Genomic DNA, 16,059 nt, shown 5'->3' on the forward strand with positions numbered 1-16,059 from the left:
TATAGGGCAGACACCTATTATGACCGCTTCCAATGACAAGCCTTCTTTAAGTTATCGTGACGCTGGGGTTGATATCGACGCTGGCAATGCGCTGGTGCAGCGCATCAAGGGCGCCGCACAGGCGACTCGCCGTCCGGAAGTGATGGCCGGACTCGGCGGATTCGGCGCCCTGTTCGAACTGCCGAAAGGCTATCAGGAGCCTGTTCTGGTTTCCGGCACCGACGGCGTGGGCACCAAGCTGCGGCTGGCCATGCAAATGAACAAGCACGACACCATCGGCATCGACCTGGTGGCTATGTGCGTCAACGACCTGATCGTACAAGGCGCAGAACCTTTGTTCTTCCTGGATTACTACGCCACCGGCAAATTGTCCGTTGACGTAGCGGCGACCGTCGTCACTGGCATCGGCGAAGGCTGTCGTCAAGCAGGCTGCTCTTTGGTCGGCGGCGAAACCGCAGAAATGCCCGGCATGTACGAAGGCGACGACTACGATTTGGCGGGCTTCTGCGTTGGCATCGTGGAAAAATCCAAAATTATCGACGGCAGTCTGGTCAAACCCGGCGACGTGCTGCTTGGACTGGCCTCTTCCGGCGTTCACTCTAATGGCTACTCCCTGGTGCGTAAAATCGTGGAAGTCAGTGGCGCTGATTTGAACCAGCCGTTTGGCGACGCCACCCTGGGCGAAGCACTGCTTGCGCCTACTCGCATCTACGTTAAACCATTGCTGGAGCTGATCCGCCAGACTCCTGTCCACGCGCTTTCCCATATCACTGGCGGCGGCCTGCTGGAAAACCTGCCCCGCGTACTGCCTGCACACTCAAAGGCGGTGGTCGACGTCAGCGCCTTCGAAATCCCCGCCCTGTTCAACTGGTTACAGGAAAACGGCAACGTCGCCTGGAACGAAATGTTCCGCACCTTCAACTGCGGCATCGGCATGGTGGTCTGCGTACCCGCGGACAGCGCCGAAAAAGCACAGGAATTGCTGAGCGCAGCGGGAGAAACCGTGTTCCGCCTGGGAACCATTGAAGCCCACACGGAAGAAGAACCTGTCGTCGAAATGAAAGGCCTGGTTGACTGAGCGTGACTATTGCAACTGAATCCGCGCCGCGGCGAATCGTCGTTTTAATTTCCGGTTCCGGCAGCAATTTGCAAGCGCTGCTGGACGCCGTCATCGCAGATACCGTTCACGGCGAGATTGTCAGTGTCATCAGCAACAAAGGGGACGCCTACGGCCTTGAGCGCGCCGCCAAGGCGGGCGTTCCCACGACAGTGATCGACCATAGACAGTTTGCAACCCGCACTGATTTTGACCAGGCGCTGATCGCTGAGATAGATCGTCACGCTCCTGATCTGGTGGTGCTGGCGGGCTTCATGCGCATTCTCACAGTCGAGTTCGTGCGCCATTATCATGGTCGCATGCTCAATATACACCCTTCACTGCTGCCCAAATATCAAGGGCTCAACACGCACCAAAGAGCGCTTGAAGCCAGCGATTCCGCACACGGCGCCACCGTGCACTTTGTCACGGAGGAGCTGGACGGCGGCCCCAACATTATCCAGGCGGTCGTTCCCGTTCTGCCCGACGATGATCCCAAGCGCCTTGCGGATCGCGTGCAGTTGCAGGAGCACCTTATCTACCCGCAAGCCGTGCGCTGGTTCTGCGAAGGCAGGCTGGTCATGCGCGACGAGCGCGCCTATCTGGATGACGCCGAACTTCCTCCCGCCGGATTACAAATCAGCAATGCGATAACGCCTGGGGGCGCTTGATCCCAGGCGCCTGAGCGCTTAATGTTGACCTGTCAGTTAAACAACGGAGAACCATATATGCGGGGACACCTCAGGGCGCTCGCAGATACACTAAGGCTTCCTGTTGCATGTTCGTTATTTTTGGTAGCGGCCTCTGCAGTAACAGCGCCGAGTCAGGCCTACGCAAATCAGGAGTTAATCCCCACCAAGGCGGAATATAAGGCTTCCTACAAGAAAGGCATTCCCATTCGCGGCACCGCCGTTAGGGAGTTGAAACAGCTTGAGGATGGCTCCTGGTCGTACAATTTCGATGTTAACTCGTTCATCGTGGATATTAACGAACGCGTTAATTTCCAATGGGTTAACGACTACATCCGCCCCACCAACTACTCCTATGAGCGGAGCGGCTGGGTCAAGGACAAGAAAGCTACCGTGGACTTCGACTGGACTAAGATGTCCGTTCGCAACAATGTTGAGAACAAGCCATGGAGCATGACCATTCCAGAGCAGACACTGGACAAGCTCAGCTACCAGTTACAGCTACGTCTGGACTTGGCGAAAGGAATAACCGACCTGACTTATAAGGTCGCAGATGGCGGACATCTCAAGGAATTCGTCTTCAGTGTGGTCGGCGAAGAAAAGCTGGATACCCGCCTGGGGAAAATTGACTGCATCATCGTGGAAAAAGTTCGCAAGCCGGACAGCGACCGCCAAACCCGCCTCTGGTTCGCTAAGGACTGGAATTACCTGTTGGTGCAAATGGTGCAGATTGAACCGGATGGAGAGAAGTACGAAATCTATCTGGAAAAGGCCAAAGTGGGCGACCGGGTAATTAAACCTTAAGCATCACTCTTTATTACTCATCCGTGCCGGGCGAAAGCACTCGCCCAGCATGGATTTCATCAATCAGGACTTTTCAGCGTAAAGGCGTCGGATCTCTTCCGCCATAATCTTCAAGCCCTTCTCCACTAACTCTTCGTCCTGCGAATAAGTAATACGCAGACACTCATGAGTATGCTCCCACTCTTCCTGCAATCCCGGGAAGAAATAGTGGCCAGACACCACCAACACGCCTTTTTGTTTCAGGCGCTGGTAAAGCTCATGGCTGGAAAGCGGGAAATCGCGCAACCATAGCCACAGGAACATAGCCCCTTCCGCTTTGTGCAACGCAAATGGCAATCCATCCAACTCGCGATGCAGCGTCGCCACCGCCTTCTCCGCCTTGGCCTGATAGCATGGCTTAACCACTTCACGACTGATTCGCAGAATTTCCCCGCTACGGACAAAGTCTTTGGTCAACATGGCGCCGAAGCTGCCCGGAGCCAGATTAACGATCGCATTAACTGACGCTACAGCTTTGATGATTTCCGGCTGAGCAATCACGATACCCGTTCTCACCGCCGGCAAGCCCAGCTTGGACAGGCTCAAACACAGAATCAAATGCTCATCCCAAACGGGTTTGGCGTCGATGTACACCAAGTCAGGGAATGGCAGGCCGTAGGCGCCGTCAACAATGAGCGGCACGTCATGCTCTTTCGCCATCGCGATCAAGCGCGCCATTTCATTGTCGGTCAGTACATTACCCGTAGGGTTGGTCGGACGGGATACGCACATCGCGCCGACGTTCTCATCAATATTGAGATGGTCAAAGTCAACGTGGTATTTAAAAGTATGCTCATCCAGCATTTCGATGGTCGGCTTGGATGAGATAAAGAAATCTTCGCTGAGCCCAGCGTCCGCATAGCCAATGTACTCTGGCGTCATCGGCAGCATGATGCGTTTATGTCCGCCATCGGGATAGCGACCGGCGAACATGTTGAAGAGAATAAAAAAGGCGGACTGGCTGCCGTTGGTAAGGGCGATGTTCTCCGGCTTGATCGGCCATCCGTACTCCCGGCTCAGCAACTCGGCCAGCGCGGAGATAAATTGCTTCTCACCCTGTGGCGGGTCATAGATGCCTGTTAACTTACGGAATTCGTCTGCGTCAGCGCTAATGCGCGCCAACTGATCTTGAAACGCGGCTTGCACTTCAGGGATGTTGCCTGGGTTGCCGCCCCCCATCATGATCATGTCGCCTCCGGCAAGGGCGTTCCCCAAATCCTCCATTAACGAATTGATGCCAGCTTCCCTGGTAAACTTGGTTCCAAATTCCGATAACAACATGACACTCCCCTTACGCTCGACTCATTATTTTAATGGCGTCCGACGACCGGAAAACTTCGCCGGCCAGATTTAGTTTAAGGCTTTTTCCCGCGGAGAACCTCCACGGGGAGCGTCAGAGACTACAATTTTTAGCTGAATGCAGACAATTGTATTTTTACGGATGCGCCTGCTGACCGCGTTTATCCGTCCAGAGAGATACCGATATTACTCACTCCACCCTGGCGACTCAGCTTACGTATCTCCGCCAGCCCCTCGGCAGTAGGCGCGCGCAGCTCCTGTAGTTTGGCGTATAGCTCATCGTGAAATGCTAATTCATCCTTCACCAAGGGGTGCTTATCCCACAAAGCCACCAGATCGTCGTCGGAAAGCCCCTCACCTTCGGAAAATTCAACAAAATCCGTCACTGTGCGGAAGGAGATTTCAGAGGCTTCACGCGCCTTTTTGCTTTTCTCATCATCCCACAACTGCAGTCCCAGCAAGAGCAGTTGCGCCCAGTCAGACGCGGGGCGCGCGCCATAGGAGTCAATATCTCCAAGTTGATCGAGGAACTCTTCCAACTTTTCCACGTAGGGCAAAGTTTGCAGCTTGGCGTTTTCCTGCACCGTTTTCCACAATGCGCCCAGAACCCCTTTCACTTCGCGGGACAGCGTCAACTCCTGAGACTCGACGAACAACTTCAGGTTCGGGGTCGCCCGCTCCGCCAGAGATAAGACAAATACCACTTGCCGCCAGCCGCGCAGACTTTCGAGTTTTTTAAAATGCTTTAAAGACGCCACCAGGAGTCTCCTTACCGGGAATAGTTAGTCAGAGTTAAATGAATGAGCCGAATGCTTCGGCTCCAGTATAAGGGAAATCAAAGACGGCGGTTGCCGCCGGGTGAGGTTGGAACGCCAAATATAGCCTGATGATGGGCGTTCAAAATAATGCCGGTCGCCGCTCTCAACGAGGACCCGAACGCCACCACGCCATCCTGATGTCCCAACATGACAAAAACGCCGGGCGTCTTCAGCTTGCCGTCACGCCACAATGACTTAATGGCGTTGACCAGATCCATACTGCCGTACTCCGCACTCTCCGGCGTGGTCGTCAGACCAAGAGCCGCTGCGTTATGCCAGATTTCCGGCGAATGCACATGCGCCACCGCCTTGATCTCGGGGTCAAGCGCATACAACAACGCATGGGTCAGGGATTCTGAGGAAGGTTTGATTTCACCGAGGGAGGTCAGGCGATTGGCGTCCACCTCAGCTTCCGTCACCAGCGCATACTGGTTCGCCTCAAGATGAGAGACGCCTCCCGTCTGACTTCCCGTGACAATAAAGGCGCTCTCTGGACCGGTTCGCATACTGATGTTGCCGTAGCCCAGGCCGTCATAACGAAATGGGTCTTGCCCAATCAGGCCATGCTCAAATAGCACGCCTCGCCAGGCTTCCAGCTCGCTAAGATCCAATTGCTCAGGCAGCGGTTGCTGCGTGTGCCGCAGATCAAATTTAATGACACCCTCTTGCGCCATGTTGCGAACCAATTCGTCAGAGAGACACCAACACCGCAGGCGGCGAACCGACCTATCGTCGGCGCAGCGCCTGCATCATAGAAAGGAATCAGGCTTTCGGCAGAGTAACGCCGACTTGTCCCTGATACTTGCCGCCGCGGTCTTTGTAGCTGACGTCGCACACTTCATCAGATTCAAAAAACAGCATCTGCGCCACACCTTCGTTGGCGTAGATCTTCGCGGGCAGATTGGTCGTGTTGGAGAACTCCAATGTCACGTGCCCTTCCCACTCCGGCTCAAGCGGAGTGACGTTGACGATAATGCCGCAACGGGCGTAAGTTGATTTGCCCAGACAGACGGTCAACACATTGCGGGGAATACGGAAGTATTCCACTGTGCGCGCCAGGGCGAAAGAATTGGGAGGAATAATGCACACGTCCCCGACGAAATCCACAAAACTCTTCGAATCAAAGGCCTTGGGATCAACGGTGACAGAATGGACATTGGTGAAAATTTTAAATTCGTTACTGCAGCGGACATCGTAGCCATAACTGGAAACGCCGTAGGAGATGATCTTGCCATTCTCCGACTCGCGCACCTGGTTCCCTTCGTACGGCTCGATCATGCCATGCTCCAGGGACATTCTACGAATCCACTTATCCGACTTAATCGCCATAACTCTTACTCATTCTGCACAGGTTGATCGATAAGCGCGCAATCATACATGGATAGCCGGTTTTAGACAAAGGTCCCATGCCGGAACAGCGCGCTATATCAACTATATAACGGGACATTAGTCCGATTTGATAATGATTTCAGGAAACATTTGCGCCTGATTTTTGGCCCGCTGCGACAATATCGCTCCCAGCTTGCGCGCAATATCCCGATAAATCAGGCCGACCTCGGAATCCGGCTCCGCCGCTACCGTTGGCGACCCTGAATCTGTTTGCTCCCGGATGGTCATGTGCAAAGGCAATTGCCCCAGCAGCTCCGTATCGTACTCTTCCGAGACGCGCTCGCCGCCGCCAGCGCCAAACAGGGGCTCGTGATGGCCGCAGTTGCTGCAGATATGAATACTCATGTTTTCCACGACGCCCAGCACCGGAATATCCACTTTACGGAACATCTCAATGCCCTTCTTGCAATCCAGCAGCGCGATATCCTGCGGCGTGGTCACGATGACGGCGCCGGTCACCGGCACTTTTTGCGCCAGCGTGAGCTGAATGTCGCCAGTGCCGGGAGGCATATCCACGATCAGATAATCCAGATCTTCCCACAGGCTTTGCGTCAGCAATTGCAGAAGCGCGCCGCTGACCATGGGTCCGCGCCACACCATCGGCGTTTTCTCCGTCACCAGAAACGCCATGGACATCACCTGCATGCCATGGGCGCGAATCGGGATGAAGAACTGACCGTCCTGCACATCCGGACGGGAGCCGTCGGCCACGCCCAGCATCATGCCTTGGCTGGGACCGTATATATCGGCGTCCAGCACGCCCACCCTGGCGCCTTCTTTCTGCAGCGCCAACGCCAGATTCACGGCGGTGGTGGATTTCCCCACGCCGCCCTTGCCGGAGGCGACCGCAATGATGTTTTTCACGCTTTTGATATTTTGCAGATTGCGCTGCGCCTGATGCGGCAGGATTTTCCAGCCGACGTTCACCTCTGCGCGCTCCACGCCATCCACATCTTCAATCGCCAAACCGACGATCTGCTTCAAACCGCCGGCGACGCCCGCCGCCGGATAGCCCAGCTCCACCTCCAGCTTGACGGTATCCCCTTGAATATCCAGCGACTTTATCGCTTCGATAGCGAAAAGATCTTCCTTCAGATAGGGGTCCTTATAGCCCTTTATGGCGGCTTCCACTGCAGATCTGTCAATGCTGCTCATTCTGTTCTCCGGAAAAGGTGGGATATATAGAGGAAAGATGGGGCAATACTATACTGAATCAGTATGGTTTTATTCAATTTAATCGCGCCCGGCAGGATGAAAATCAGGCTTCCAAACGGTATCATATGCGCCCCTCGCGGGAATCCTGATGACGACATCCGTCCCGCGTTTTGTCACCATCGCCGACGCACCAGCGTCGACGGCTATTGTCCATGGCTTGGCGACAAGCCTTATATGAGTAATAACGGAAAGAATTATGTCCGGAGAGCCTAGAAAAATTCTCGTCACAAGCGCTTTACCGTACGCGAACGGCCCTATTCACCTGGGGCATCTGTTGGAATACATCCAGACCGATATCTGGGTGCGCTTCCAGAAGCTTCGCGGCAATCAATGCACCTATGTCTGCGCGGACGACGCGCACGGCACAGCGATCATGCTTAAAGCCGAGCAGATGGGCATTACTCCGGAGCAACTGATCGATCAGGTCAACGCCGACCACCGTCGCGATTTCGCAGAATTTCTGATCGAGTTCGACAATTATTACTCCACGCACTCGGAAGAAAACCGGGAGCTATCATCCTATATTTACAAGGCCTGTCTGGACGCGGGTAAGATCGCCACGCGCACTATCACCCAGGCTTACGACCCGGAAAAGAACCTGTTCCTGGCCGACCGTTTCATTAAAGGGACCTGCCCTAAATGTAAAGCGGAAGACCAGTACGGCGATAACTGTGAGGTCTGCAGCAGCACTTACACGCCCGCCGAGCTGATCAACCCCCGTTCCGCCATTTCCGGCGCGACGCCCATTGAAAAAGAGTCCACCCACTTCTTCTTCAAACTGCCTGACTTCCAGGAATTTCTGCAGAAGTGGACACGCAGCGGAACTCTGCAGCCGCAGATCGCCAACAAGCTGGCGGAGTGGCTGGACGCTGGCCTGCAGGAGTGGGACATCTCTCGCGACGCGCCCTATTTCGGCTTCGAGATTCCAGATCAACCCGGCAAGTTCTTCTACGTCTGGCTGGACGCGCCGATTGGCTACATGGCGAGCTTCAAGAATCTGTGCGCGCGTCGCGCGGATCTGGACTTCGACGAATACTGGAAGAAAGACTCCACCGCCGAGCTGTATCACTTCATCGGCAAGGACATCATCAACTTCCACGCGCTGTTCTGGCCATCCATGCTGAGCTGCGCGGATTTCAGAACGCCCAGCGCCGTTTATGCGCATGGTTTTGTGACGGTGGACGGGGCCAAAATGTCCAAATCCCGCGGCACCTTCATCATGGCGCGGACTTATCTGGAGCACCTGAATCCGGAGTACCTGCGTTATTACTTCGCCGCCAAGTTGACCTCCAATGTGGACGATCTGGACTTGAACCTGCAGGACTTCACGCTGAAAGTGAATGCTGACCTGGTTGGCAAGCTGGTCAATATCGCCAGCCGTTGCGCCAAGTTCATTACCAAAGCGGGAGGCAAGCTGTCGTCTCAGATCAGCGAGCCTGAATTGGTTGAACAGTTCCTGTCCAAATCCGACTTTATCGCCCAAGCGTACGAAGATCGCGAATTTGGCAAAGCGGTGAGAGAAATCATGGCGCTGGCCGACCTGGCCAACAAGTACATCGATGAAAAAGCGCCCTGGAAACTGGCGAAGGAAGAAGGCAAAGAACAGGAAGTATTAGACGTCTGCTCTGTCGGCGTGAATCTGTTCCGCATCCTGATCACCTATTTGGCCCCAGTGCTGCCAGGCGTCGCTGCGGCTTCCGCAGAATTCCTGAACGCGCCCATCGTCTGGAACAAACCGTTGCAGCCGCTGACCGACCATGCCGTCAATGAGTTCAAACCAATGATCTCCCGGGTTGATCCAAAGGCCGTGGACGCCATGGTGGAAGCCTCTAAAGACAACATGGCGCAAGCGCCAAAAGACAACGGCAAAGCGAAAAAGGACAAGAAAGAGGCGAAATCCGAAGAGGAGATTGCGCCAACGATCAAGTTCGACGACTTCGCCAAGATCGACCTGCGCATTGCTAAAATCGTCTCCGCAGAGCATGTAGAAGGCGCAGACAAACTGTTGCGCCTGCAACTGGATATCGGCAGTGAACAACGTCAGGTATTCGCTGGCATCAAATCCGCCTACGCGCCGGAAGATCTGGTGGGCCGCTTGACGGTCATGGTCGCCAACCTGGAGCCGCGCAAGATGAAGTTCGGCATGTCCGAAGGCATGGTGCTGGCGGCGGGCCCTGGCGGCAAAGACATCTGGTTGTTGCAGCCGGACAGCGGCGCGCAGCCGGGCATGCAGGTTAAATAACCGACACAACGGCGCTTTCAGGCGCCGTTTTGCTGCGCTGGCTCAAATTTGCGCTAAATCCGCGCAAGAGCGACTGGCGCAGCCTTGAACGCACTGCAACACAACCAGATAATAACCGCCAGAGTCAGGGAATTCCGGGAGCTGGCGAGCTGTTGCGCGGCGGGCTTCCATAAGCGACGCTTTGGATAGCATTAGGATAAAGCTGGTGAAGATCCTGAATAAGAGGCGCTGATGACTGAATACCTGTTGATACTGGTGAGCACCATACTGGTCAACAACTTCGTACTGGTCCAATTCCTGGGCTTGTGCCCCTTCATGGGCGTGTCCAACAAACTGGAAACCGCCATGGGCATGTCCCTGGCCACCACCTTCGTGTTGACACTATCCTCGTTGTGCAGTTATCTGGCGTACGAATACCTGCTGGCGCCTCTCGGCATGGAATTCCTGAAAACCATTACGTTCATTCTGGTGATCGCAGTCGTTGTCCAGTTCACGGAAATGGTGATCAAAAAAACCAGTCCCCTGCTGTATCGCGTCCTGGGTATTTTTCTACCGCTGATCACCACTAACTGCGCCGTGCTTGGCGTCGCGCTGTTAAACATCAAAAAGCAAAATGATTTCATGGAGTCGATCCTGTACGGATTCGGCGCCGCTGTCGGTTTCTCACTGGTGCTGACGCTGTTTTCCGCCATGCGTGAGCGCATCGCCGCCGCCGATGTGCCTGAACCGTTCAAGGGCGGCGCCATCGGCATGATCACCGCCGGCCTGATGTCGCTGGCGTTCCTGGGCTTCACCGGCCTGGTTAATATCTAGAGGCCTTCCGCAGATGAGTATTGTCGTCATAGCCGTATTGGCGCTCTCCGCGCTGGCGCTTACCTTCGGAGCCGTGCTTGGCTTCGCCTCCGTTAAATTTAAAGTGGAAGGCAACCCCATCGTCGACCAGATCGACGGCCTGTTGCCGCAAACCCAATGCGGACAGTGCGGTTACCCCGGCTGCCGACCTTATGCGGAAGCCATCGCCAACGGCGACGCCATCAATAAATGCCCTCCCGGCGGCGAAGCCACCATCACCGCCCTGGCGGACCTATTGGATGTGGAAGCGGTACCGCTGGATTCCGAACACGGTGAAAGCAAAGGCAAACAGGTGGCCTATATTCGCGAAGATGAGTGCATCGGCTGCACCAAATGCATCCAGGCCTGTCCAGTGGACGCCATTCTCGGCGCGGCCAAACAGATGCATACAGTGATCGTCAGCGAATGCACGGGGTGCGACCTGTGCGTCGATCCCTGTCCTGTGGACTGTATAGATATGATCCCAGCCCCCAGCGGCATCCGCGACTGGGCCTGGGATATGCCCAAGCCGCCGACGAATAACGGCGCGATCATCGCGACAGATCAGAATAACGGTATGGCGGCGTGAGGAAGTAAGGCCTGAGCATGAGACAAATCTGGGATTTCCACGGCGGCGTACACCCTCCGGAAAATAAAAGCCAATCCACCAGCAGACCGATCCGCAAGGCGACGCTGCCGAAAACGCTGATACTTCCCCTGAGCCAGCATATTGGTCAGCCCGCCAAAGCCCTAGTGGCGCCCGGCCAAAAAGTGTTGAAGGGCGAAGTCGTCGCCGCGGCGGAAGGGCCGGTCAGCGTAGCGGTTCATGCATCTTCTTCCGGCACCGTGACAGCCGTGGAAAGACGACCCGTGCCGCATCCTTCCGGCCTCAGCGATGTCTGCATTGTGATCGAGACCGACGGGGAAGACGCCTGGACGCACCTGACGCCATGCGAAGACTATCGCTCACTTAGCCCTGAGCAGTTGCTGGAGCGTGTTCGTCAGGGCGGTATCGCCGGTATGGGCGGCGCAGGGTTTCCCACGGCGATCAAGCTGCACCCGCCTCGCAACGACAAGGTCAATGCGCTGATATTGAATGCGGCGGAATGTGAACCTTACATCACCGCCGATGACATGTTGATGCGAGAACGCGCCGACGAAGTCATACGCGGCATGGAAATCATGGCTCAGCTTTTGGAGCCTGAAGAGTGTCTGATCGGCATAGAGGACAATAAGCCGGCAGCCATCGCAGCACTGAAGCAGGCCGCCTCCGGCACTCATATCGAAGTGGTTGTGATTCCCACCAAATATCCCTCCGGCGGCGAAAAACAACTGATCAAAATCCTGACTGGCCTGGAAGTGCCCCACGGCAAGATCCCCGCTGATATCGGCGTGATGTGCCAAAACGTAGGCACCGCTGCGGCAGTGTACCGCGCGGTCCGTTTCGGCGAGCCGCTGATTTCTCGCATCACCACAGTGACAGGCGACGGCGTCGCTACGCCCGGTAATTTTGAAGTTTTATTAGGCTCGCCCATGTCTTACCTGTTGCAACAGGCGGGATTCGACGCGAGCAAAACGGATCGCCTGATCATGGGCGGCCCTATGATGGGCTTCACCTTAACGGATCCAGACTTGCCGCTGGTGAAGACCAGCAATTGCATTATGGCGGTGTCGGCCAAGGAGTTTCCCAGACCCGATCCCGCTCAGGCCTGTATTCGTTGCGGCCTTTGCGCCGAAGCCTGTCCCGCGGAACTGCTGCCGCAACAGCTCTACTGGTTTGCCAAAGCCCAGGAATTCGACAAGGCGGAAAACTATAACTTGTTCGACTGCATCGAGTGCGGCGCCTGCTCTTACGTCTGCCCCAGCAGCATTCCGCTGGTGCAATATTACCGTTACGCCAAGAATCAAATTCGGGTGACGGCGCAGGAGCAACAGAAATCCGACAAGGCGCGTGAGCGTTTCGAATTCCGACAAGCCCGTCTTGAACGCGAGAAAGAAGAGAAAGAAGCCAAGCGCAAGGCCCGTGCGGAAGCCGCAGCTAAAGCCCAGGCGGAAAAGGCGGCCCAGCAACAGGATGCGCCGGCGGAAGTAGACCCGAAGAAAGCGGCGATAGAGGCCGCCATCAAGCGCGCCCAAGCCAAGCGCGCACCTGCCCAAGCCCAAGCCCAAGCCCAAGCCCAAGCCCAAGCCAATATCGCAGAATTGCAGACCAATGTGGACAAGGCCTGGGAGAAGCTGGCAAAAGTGCGCGAGACGCTGGCGGAATCCGATGGGGCCAATGCCGCCATGCAGGAAAAGCTGCTCAACTCGATCGCCAAAAACGAAGAACGCCTGGCGGCGGCGGAAAAAGCCCTTCACGACGCCCAGAACTCTGCGCCAGCGACGCCTGCCGCTTCAAATGCAACGCCAGCGACACAGGCGGACCCAGAGCAACAGGCGCGCGCTATCGCCCGCACCCGGGACAAAATAAAGACTCTGACGCAAGCGATAGAAGCCAGTCGCGAAACGGACCCGCAGCGCGCGGCGCAATTGACCGAAACCGTGGAGAAAACCAAGGCGAAGCTGGCGGAGTTGGAAGCAGAGTCAGCCCCAACGGATAAAGCAATCGATAAACCGCCGGAGCCCAACCTGGAAGAACTGACGTCGCAGGTTGAAAAAGCCCGCGACAAGTTGAGCATGATGCAGGGCATGCTGGACGACGCCAGAGCGGAGCAGCCGGCGGACGAAGCCAAAATCGCCAAATTGCAGCGCGCAGTGGAAAAGAATCAGGACCGTTTGGCCGCAGCGCAAAAAACGCTGGAAGACGCCCGGACACAAGCCTGCGGCGCTGGCGTCAAAGCAGCCTCGCCAGAGGAAATCGAGACTCTGACCTCTGCGCTGGAGAAAGCGCAGGATAAACTCGCCATGATGCAGAACATGCTCAGCGAAGCCCAACAGGAGTCCCCTATGGACGAAGCGAAAGTGGCGAAGCTATCCAGAGCGGTGGAGAAAAATCAGGACCGGGTCGCCGCCGCCCGCGCCACACTTAATGAAGCTCGCGGCGACGCGGCGGAAAATCAGACCAGCACTGACGGAGCGGGCGCTTAATCCATGGCATTTCTTCACATCACCTCCCCTCACCTGAAAGGCCCTGCGCGCACGACCGCCATCATGCAGTGGGTGATCCTGGCCACCGTGCCCGGATTGCTGACCATGACCTGGTTCTTTGGCTGGGGAACCCTGATCAACGTCATTCTGGCGTCGTTAACCGCCGTGGCGGCGGAAGCCTTTGTGCTGACGCTACGCAAACGGCCACTGGCCTTTTATCTGCAGGACTACAGCGCCGTTCTCACCGGGGTGTTGCTGGGTCTGGCGCTGCCGCCTTACGCCCCCTGGTGGGTGACATTTGTTGGAACGGCGTTCGCCATCATTTTCGCCAAGCAGATTTACGGCGGTCTGGGCAACAATCCATTCAATCCCGCCATGGTGGGGTACGCACTGCTGCTGGTCTCCTTCCCTGTCGCGATGACCACTAACTGGGCGACGCCGCGTCCCTTGGCGGAAATCCCAGGATTCATGGATGCTTTCGCCCACATCTTCTGGGGAGCGGAAATCGGCGTGGATGGCTACACCATGGCCACGCCTCTGGACACCTATAAACACGAAATCGTCGCCGGCACTTCGGAAGCAGTCTTCGCCATGCCTGTCTTCGGCGCGCGCACCGCGCTGGGCTGGGAGTGGGTCAATCTGGCCTTCCTCGCCGGAGGACTGTTGCTTATCTGGCGCAAGATTATTACCTGGCATATTCCAGTCAGCATGCTCGCCGCGATGGCGCTGTGCTCTTTGCTACTGGGCTGGGATGAAGACAAATATGCGCCACTGCAGCTACATCTGCTCGCCGGCGCCACCATGCTCGGCGCCTTCTTCATCGCCACCGACCCGGTTTCCGCCGCCACCAGCAAACTCGGCAAACTCTACTATGGCGCTGGCGTCGGCATTCTGGTTTACCTGATTCGCACCTGGGGCAACTACCCTGACGCCGTGGCGTTCGCCGTGTTGTTGATGAACTTCGCCGCGCCGTTCCTGGACTACTACACCCAGCCCCGCACTTACGGACACCGCAAAGCCCGTCGCGGCGTGAAACAGGATTAGGAGACGCCCATGAACGCATTACAGGCATCCATTATTCGGGGCGGCATTGGACTTGCGATATTCGCCGTGGTGACCGCCGGTTTGATCGCGGTAACTCAAGTCAGCACCGCTGATCGTATCGCAGATGCGGAAAAGCACGCCCGCGCCAAGGCGCTGTATGAAGTCGTTCCACGTACGGAGCACGATAACGACATGCTGGCGGCCCCCATCCTGTTGCATCCAGACCCTCTGCTCGGCGCCAAAGACACAGCGGAAGCCTATCTGGCCACCCTTCACGGCTCGCCAGTGGCGGTGATTCTGCCCTTTGTCGCGCCGGACGGTTACACCGGCGAAATCCAGGGCATCGTCGGCGTACAACCTGATGGAACGGTTAAAGGCGTTCGCATCACCGCCCACAAGGAAACCCCCGGGCTGGGCGACAAAATTGAAGCGCGGAAGTCTCCCTGGGTGGAGCAGTTTCCCGGTCGGTCGCTCAGCTCTCCCGCGGAAGACCGCTGGAAGGTGAAAAAGGACGGCGGCGATTTTGATCAAATGACCGGCGCCACCATCACGCCCAGAGCGGTAGTGAAGGCGGTGCGTAATGCGCTAACCTATTTTCAAAGCCATCGCGATCAACTCTTGCGTAGCAATAGCGGCGTCAATACCGCAACCGCGACACAGGAATAGCCAGACGGCGAGCGTATCGAACATGAATGACTGAATGAATCCAGGATCTGCATAATGGCGAAAAGCTATCAAGAAATAGTTCGGGACGGATTGTGGAAAAACAACCCGGCGTTGGTGCAACTGCTGGGCCTCTGCCCCCTGCTGGCGGTGACAGGCACAGTGGTCAACGCCATCGGCCTGGGATTAGCCACGACTTTGGTGCTGACCGGCTCCAACGCCGCGGTTTCCATGATCCGCAACTACGTGCCTGAATCAGTACGCCTGCCTGCATTCGTCATGATCATCGCCTCTTTCGTAACCTGCGCCGAGCTGTTGATGCAGGCCTTCGCCTATGAGCTGTATGAAATTCTCGGCATCTTCATTCCCCTGATCGTCACCAACTGCGCCATTCTTGGGCGCGCAGACGCTTTCGCTTCCAAGAACCCGATCCTCCCCTCCATGCTCGACGGCTTCATGATGGGTCTGGGTTTCAGTCTGGTGCTGATGGTGCTGGGCGGCATGCGTGAAGTGATAGGACAAGGCTCGCTGTTTTCAGGCATGGATCTGCTGTTTGGCGAATCCGCGCGGAGCTGGAAGCTTGAGGTGTTCGCCGACTACCCTGACTTTCTTTTTGCCGTGCTGCCTCCCGGCGCCTTTGTCGGCATGGGCCTGTTGATTGCGCTAAAAAATGTGATCGATAAACGTATGAAGGAAGCCGCTGCGGTGAAACTGGAGAAGCCTGTCTCCGGCGGCAAACGCGTGCGGGTGACAGGAAAGATATCCTGACGCGCGCGGCTGTCTCTCTCGCTGCCCGCCACATTACAAATGGGGCGGCGCATTCGACTGTGAATACAAGCCATA

General features: G+C 56.4%; 15 protein-coding genes. 10 read left to right on the top strand and 5 right to left on the bottom strand.

Going from position 1 to position 16,059, the window contains the following annotated elements:
- Positions 1 to 19: 19 nt before the first annotated feature.
- The 3 genes from purM to ONV78_RS28655 all read left to right on the top strand — a co-directional run bounded on the left by purM (position 20) and on the right by ONV78_RS28655 (position 2,589).
- On the top strand, positions 20 to 1,078 hold the full coding sequence (gene purM, locus ONV78_RS28645) for a phosphoribosylformylglycinamidine cyclo-ligase (protein ID WP_279507936.1): 1,059 nt from the start codon (positions 20 to 22) through the stop codon (positions 1,076 to 1,078).
- 2 nt (positions 1,079 to 1,080) lie between these two features.
- Positions 1,081 to 1,767 (top strand): phosphoribosylglycinamide formyltransferase, encoded by a 687-nt coding sequence (gene purN, locus ONV78_RS28650; protein ID WP_279507937.1) that lies wholly within the window; start codon positions 1,081 to 1,083, stop codon positions 1,765 to 1,767.
- A 120-nt stretch (positions 1,768 to 1,887) separates the two neighbouring features.
- Complete coding sequence (locus tag ONV78_RS28655; protein WP_279507938.1) at positions 1,888 to 2,589, top strand: DUF3108 domain-containing protein; 702 nt, start codon at positions 1,888 to 1,890, stop codon at positions 2,587 to 2,589.
- A gap of 63 nt (positions 2,590 to 2,652) precedes the next feature.
- Here ONV78_RS28655 and ONV78_RS28660 read toward each other — a convergent pair whose 3' ends face one another.
- The 5 genes from ONV78_RS28660 to apbC all read right to left on the bottom strand — a co-directional run bounded on the left by ONV78_RS28660 (position 2,653) and on the right by apbC (position 7,289).
- Complete coding sequence (locus ONV78_RS28660; RefSeq protein WP_127972648.1) at positions 2,653 to 3,909, bottom strand: valine--pyruvate transaminase; 1,257 nt, start codon at positions 3,907 to 3,909, stop codon at positions 2,653 to 2,655.
- 179 nt (positions 3,910 to 4,088) lie between these two features.
- Positions 4,089 to 4,685, bottom strand: coding sequence for a YjaG family protein (locus tag ONV78_RS28665; RefSeq protein WP_279507939.1), 597 nt, complete (start codon positions 4,683 to 4,685; stop codon positions 4,089 to 4,091).
- Between the two features lie 77 nt (positions 4,686 to 4,762).
- Positions 4,763 to 5,419, bottom strand: a complete 657-nt coding sequence (locus ONV78_RS28670; RefSeq protein WP_216739790.1) for a class II aldolase/adducin family protein — start codon at positions 5,417 to 5,419, stop codon at positions 4,763 to 4,765.
- Positions 5,420 to 5,507: 88 nt separating this feature from the next.
- Positions 5,508 to 6,074 carry a dCTP deaminase gene (gene dcd, locus ONV78_RS28675; RefSeq protein ID WP_216739791.1) on the bottom strand — a complete coding sequence of 189 codons (567 nt, stop codon included), beginning with the start codon at positions 6,072 to 6,074 and terminating at the stop codon, positions 5,508 to 5,510.
- 117 nt (positions 6,075 to 6,191) lie between these two features.
- On the bottom strand, positions 6,192 to 7,289 hold the full coding sequence (gene apbC, locus ONV78_RS28680; protein ID WP_279507940.1) for an iron-sulfur cluster carrier protein ApbC: 1,098 nt from the start codon (positions 7,287 to 7,289) through the stop codon (positions 6,192 to 6,194).
- 256 nt (positions 7,290 to 7,545) lie between these two features.
- Here apbC and metG point away from each other — a divergent pair, with 256 nt between their 5' ends.
- The 7 genes from metG (at position 7,546) to ONV78_RS28715 (ending at position 15,984) form a co-directional block, all read left to right on the top strand.
- Positions 7,546 to 9,591, top strand: a complete 2,046-nt coding sequence (gene metG, locus ONV78_RS28685) for a methionine--tRNA ligase (protein ID WP_279507941.1) — start codon at positions 7,546 to 7,548, stop codon at positions 9,589 to 9,591.
- A gap of 231 nt (positions 9,592 to 9,822) precedes the next feature.
- The gene (gene rsxA / locus ONV78_RS28690) at positions 9,823 to 10,404 is read left to right on the top strand and encodes an electron transport complex subunit RsxA (protein ID WP_011395801.1); all 582 of its coding nucleotides are present in this window, start codon (positions 9,823 to 9,825) and stop codon (positions 10,402 to 10,404) included.
- A gap of 13 nt (positions 10,405 to 10,417) precedes the next feature.
- On the top strand, positions 10,418 to 11,011 hold the full coding sequence (gene rsxB / locus ONV78_RS28695; RefSeq protein WP_279507942.1) for an electron transport complex subunit RsxB: 594 nt from the start codon (positions 10,418 to 10,420) through the stop codon (positions 11,009 to 11,011).
- A 17-nt stretch (positions 11,012 to 11,028) separates the two neighbouring features.
- Positions 11,029 to 13,509 carry an electron transport complex subunit RsxC gene (gene rsxC, locus ONV78_RS28700; RefSeq protein ID WP_279507943.1) on the top strand — a complete coding sequence of 827 codons (2,481 nt, stop codon included), beginning with the start codon at positions 11,029 to 11,031 and terminating at the stop codon, positions 13,507 to 13,509.
- 3 nt (positions 13,510 to 13,512) lie between these two features.
- Positions 13,513 to 14,553, top strand: a complete 1,041-nt coding sequence (gene rsxD / locus ONV78_RS28705; RefSeq protein ID WP_279507944.1) for an electron transport complex subunit RsxD — start codon at positions 13,513 to 13,515, stop codon at positions 14,551 to 14,553.
- Positions 14,554 to 14,562: 9 nt separating this feature from the next.
- Positions 14,563 to 15,219, top strand: a complete 657-nt coding sequence (rsxG, locus tag ONV78_RS28710) for an electron transport complex subunit RsxG (RefSeq protein WP_279507945.1) — start codon at positions 14,563 to 14,565, stop codon at positions 15,217 to 15,219.
- A gap of 54 nt (positions 15,220 to 15,273) precedes the next feature.
- A complete protein-coding gene (locus ONV78_RS28715) occupies positions 15,274 to 15,984 on the top strand; it encodes an electron transport complex subunit E (protein ID WP_279507946.1) in 711 nt (236 codons plus the stop codon).
- Positions 15,985 to 16,059 lie beyond the last annotated feature (75 nt).

The organism is Hahella sp. CR1 (assembly GCF_029813005.1).
In the GTDB taxonomy this organism is placed as follows: Bacteria; Pseudomonadota; Gammaproteobacteria; order Pseudomonadales; family Oleiphilaceae; genus Hahella.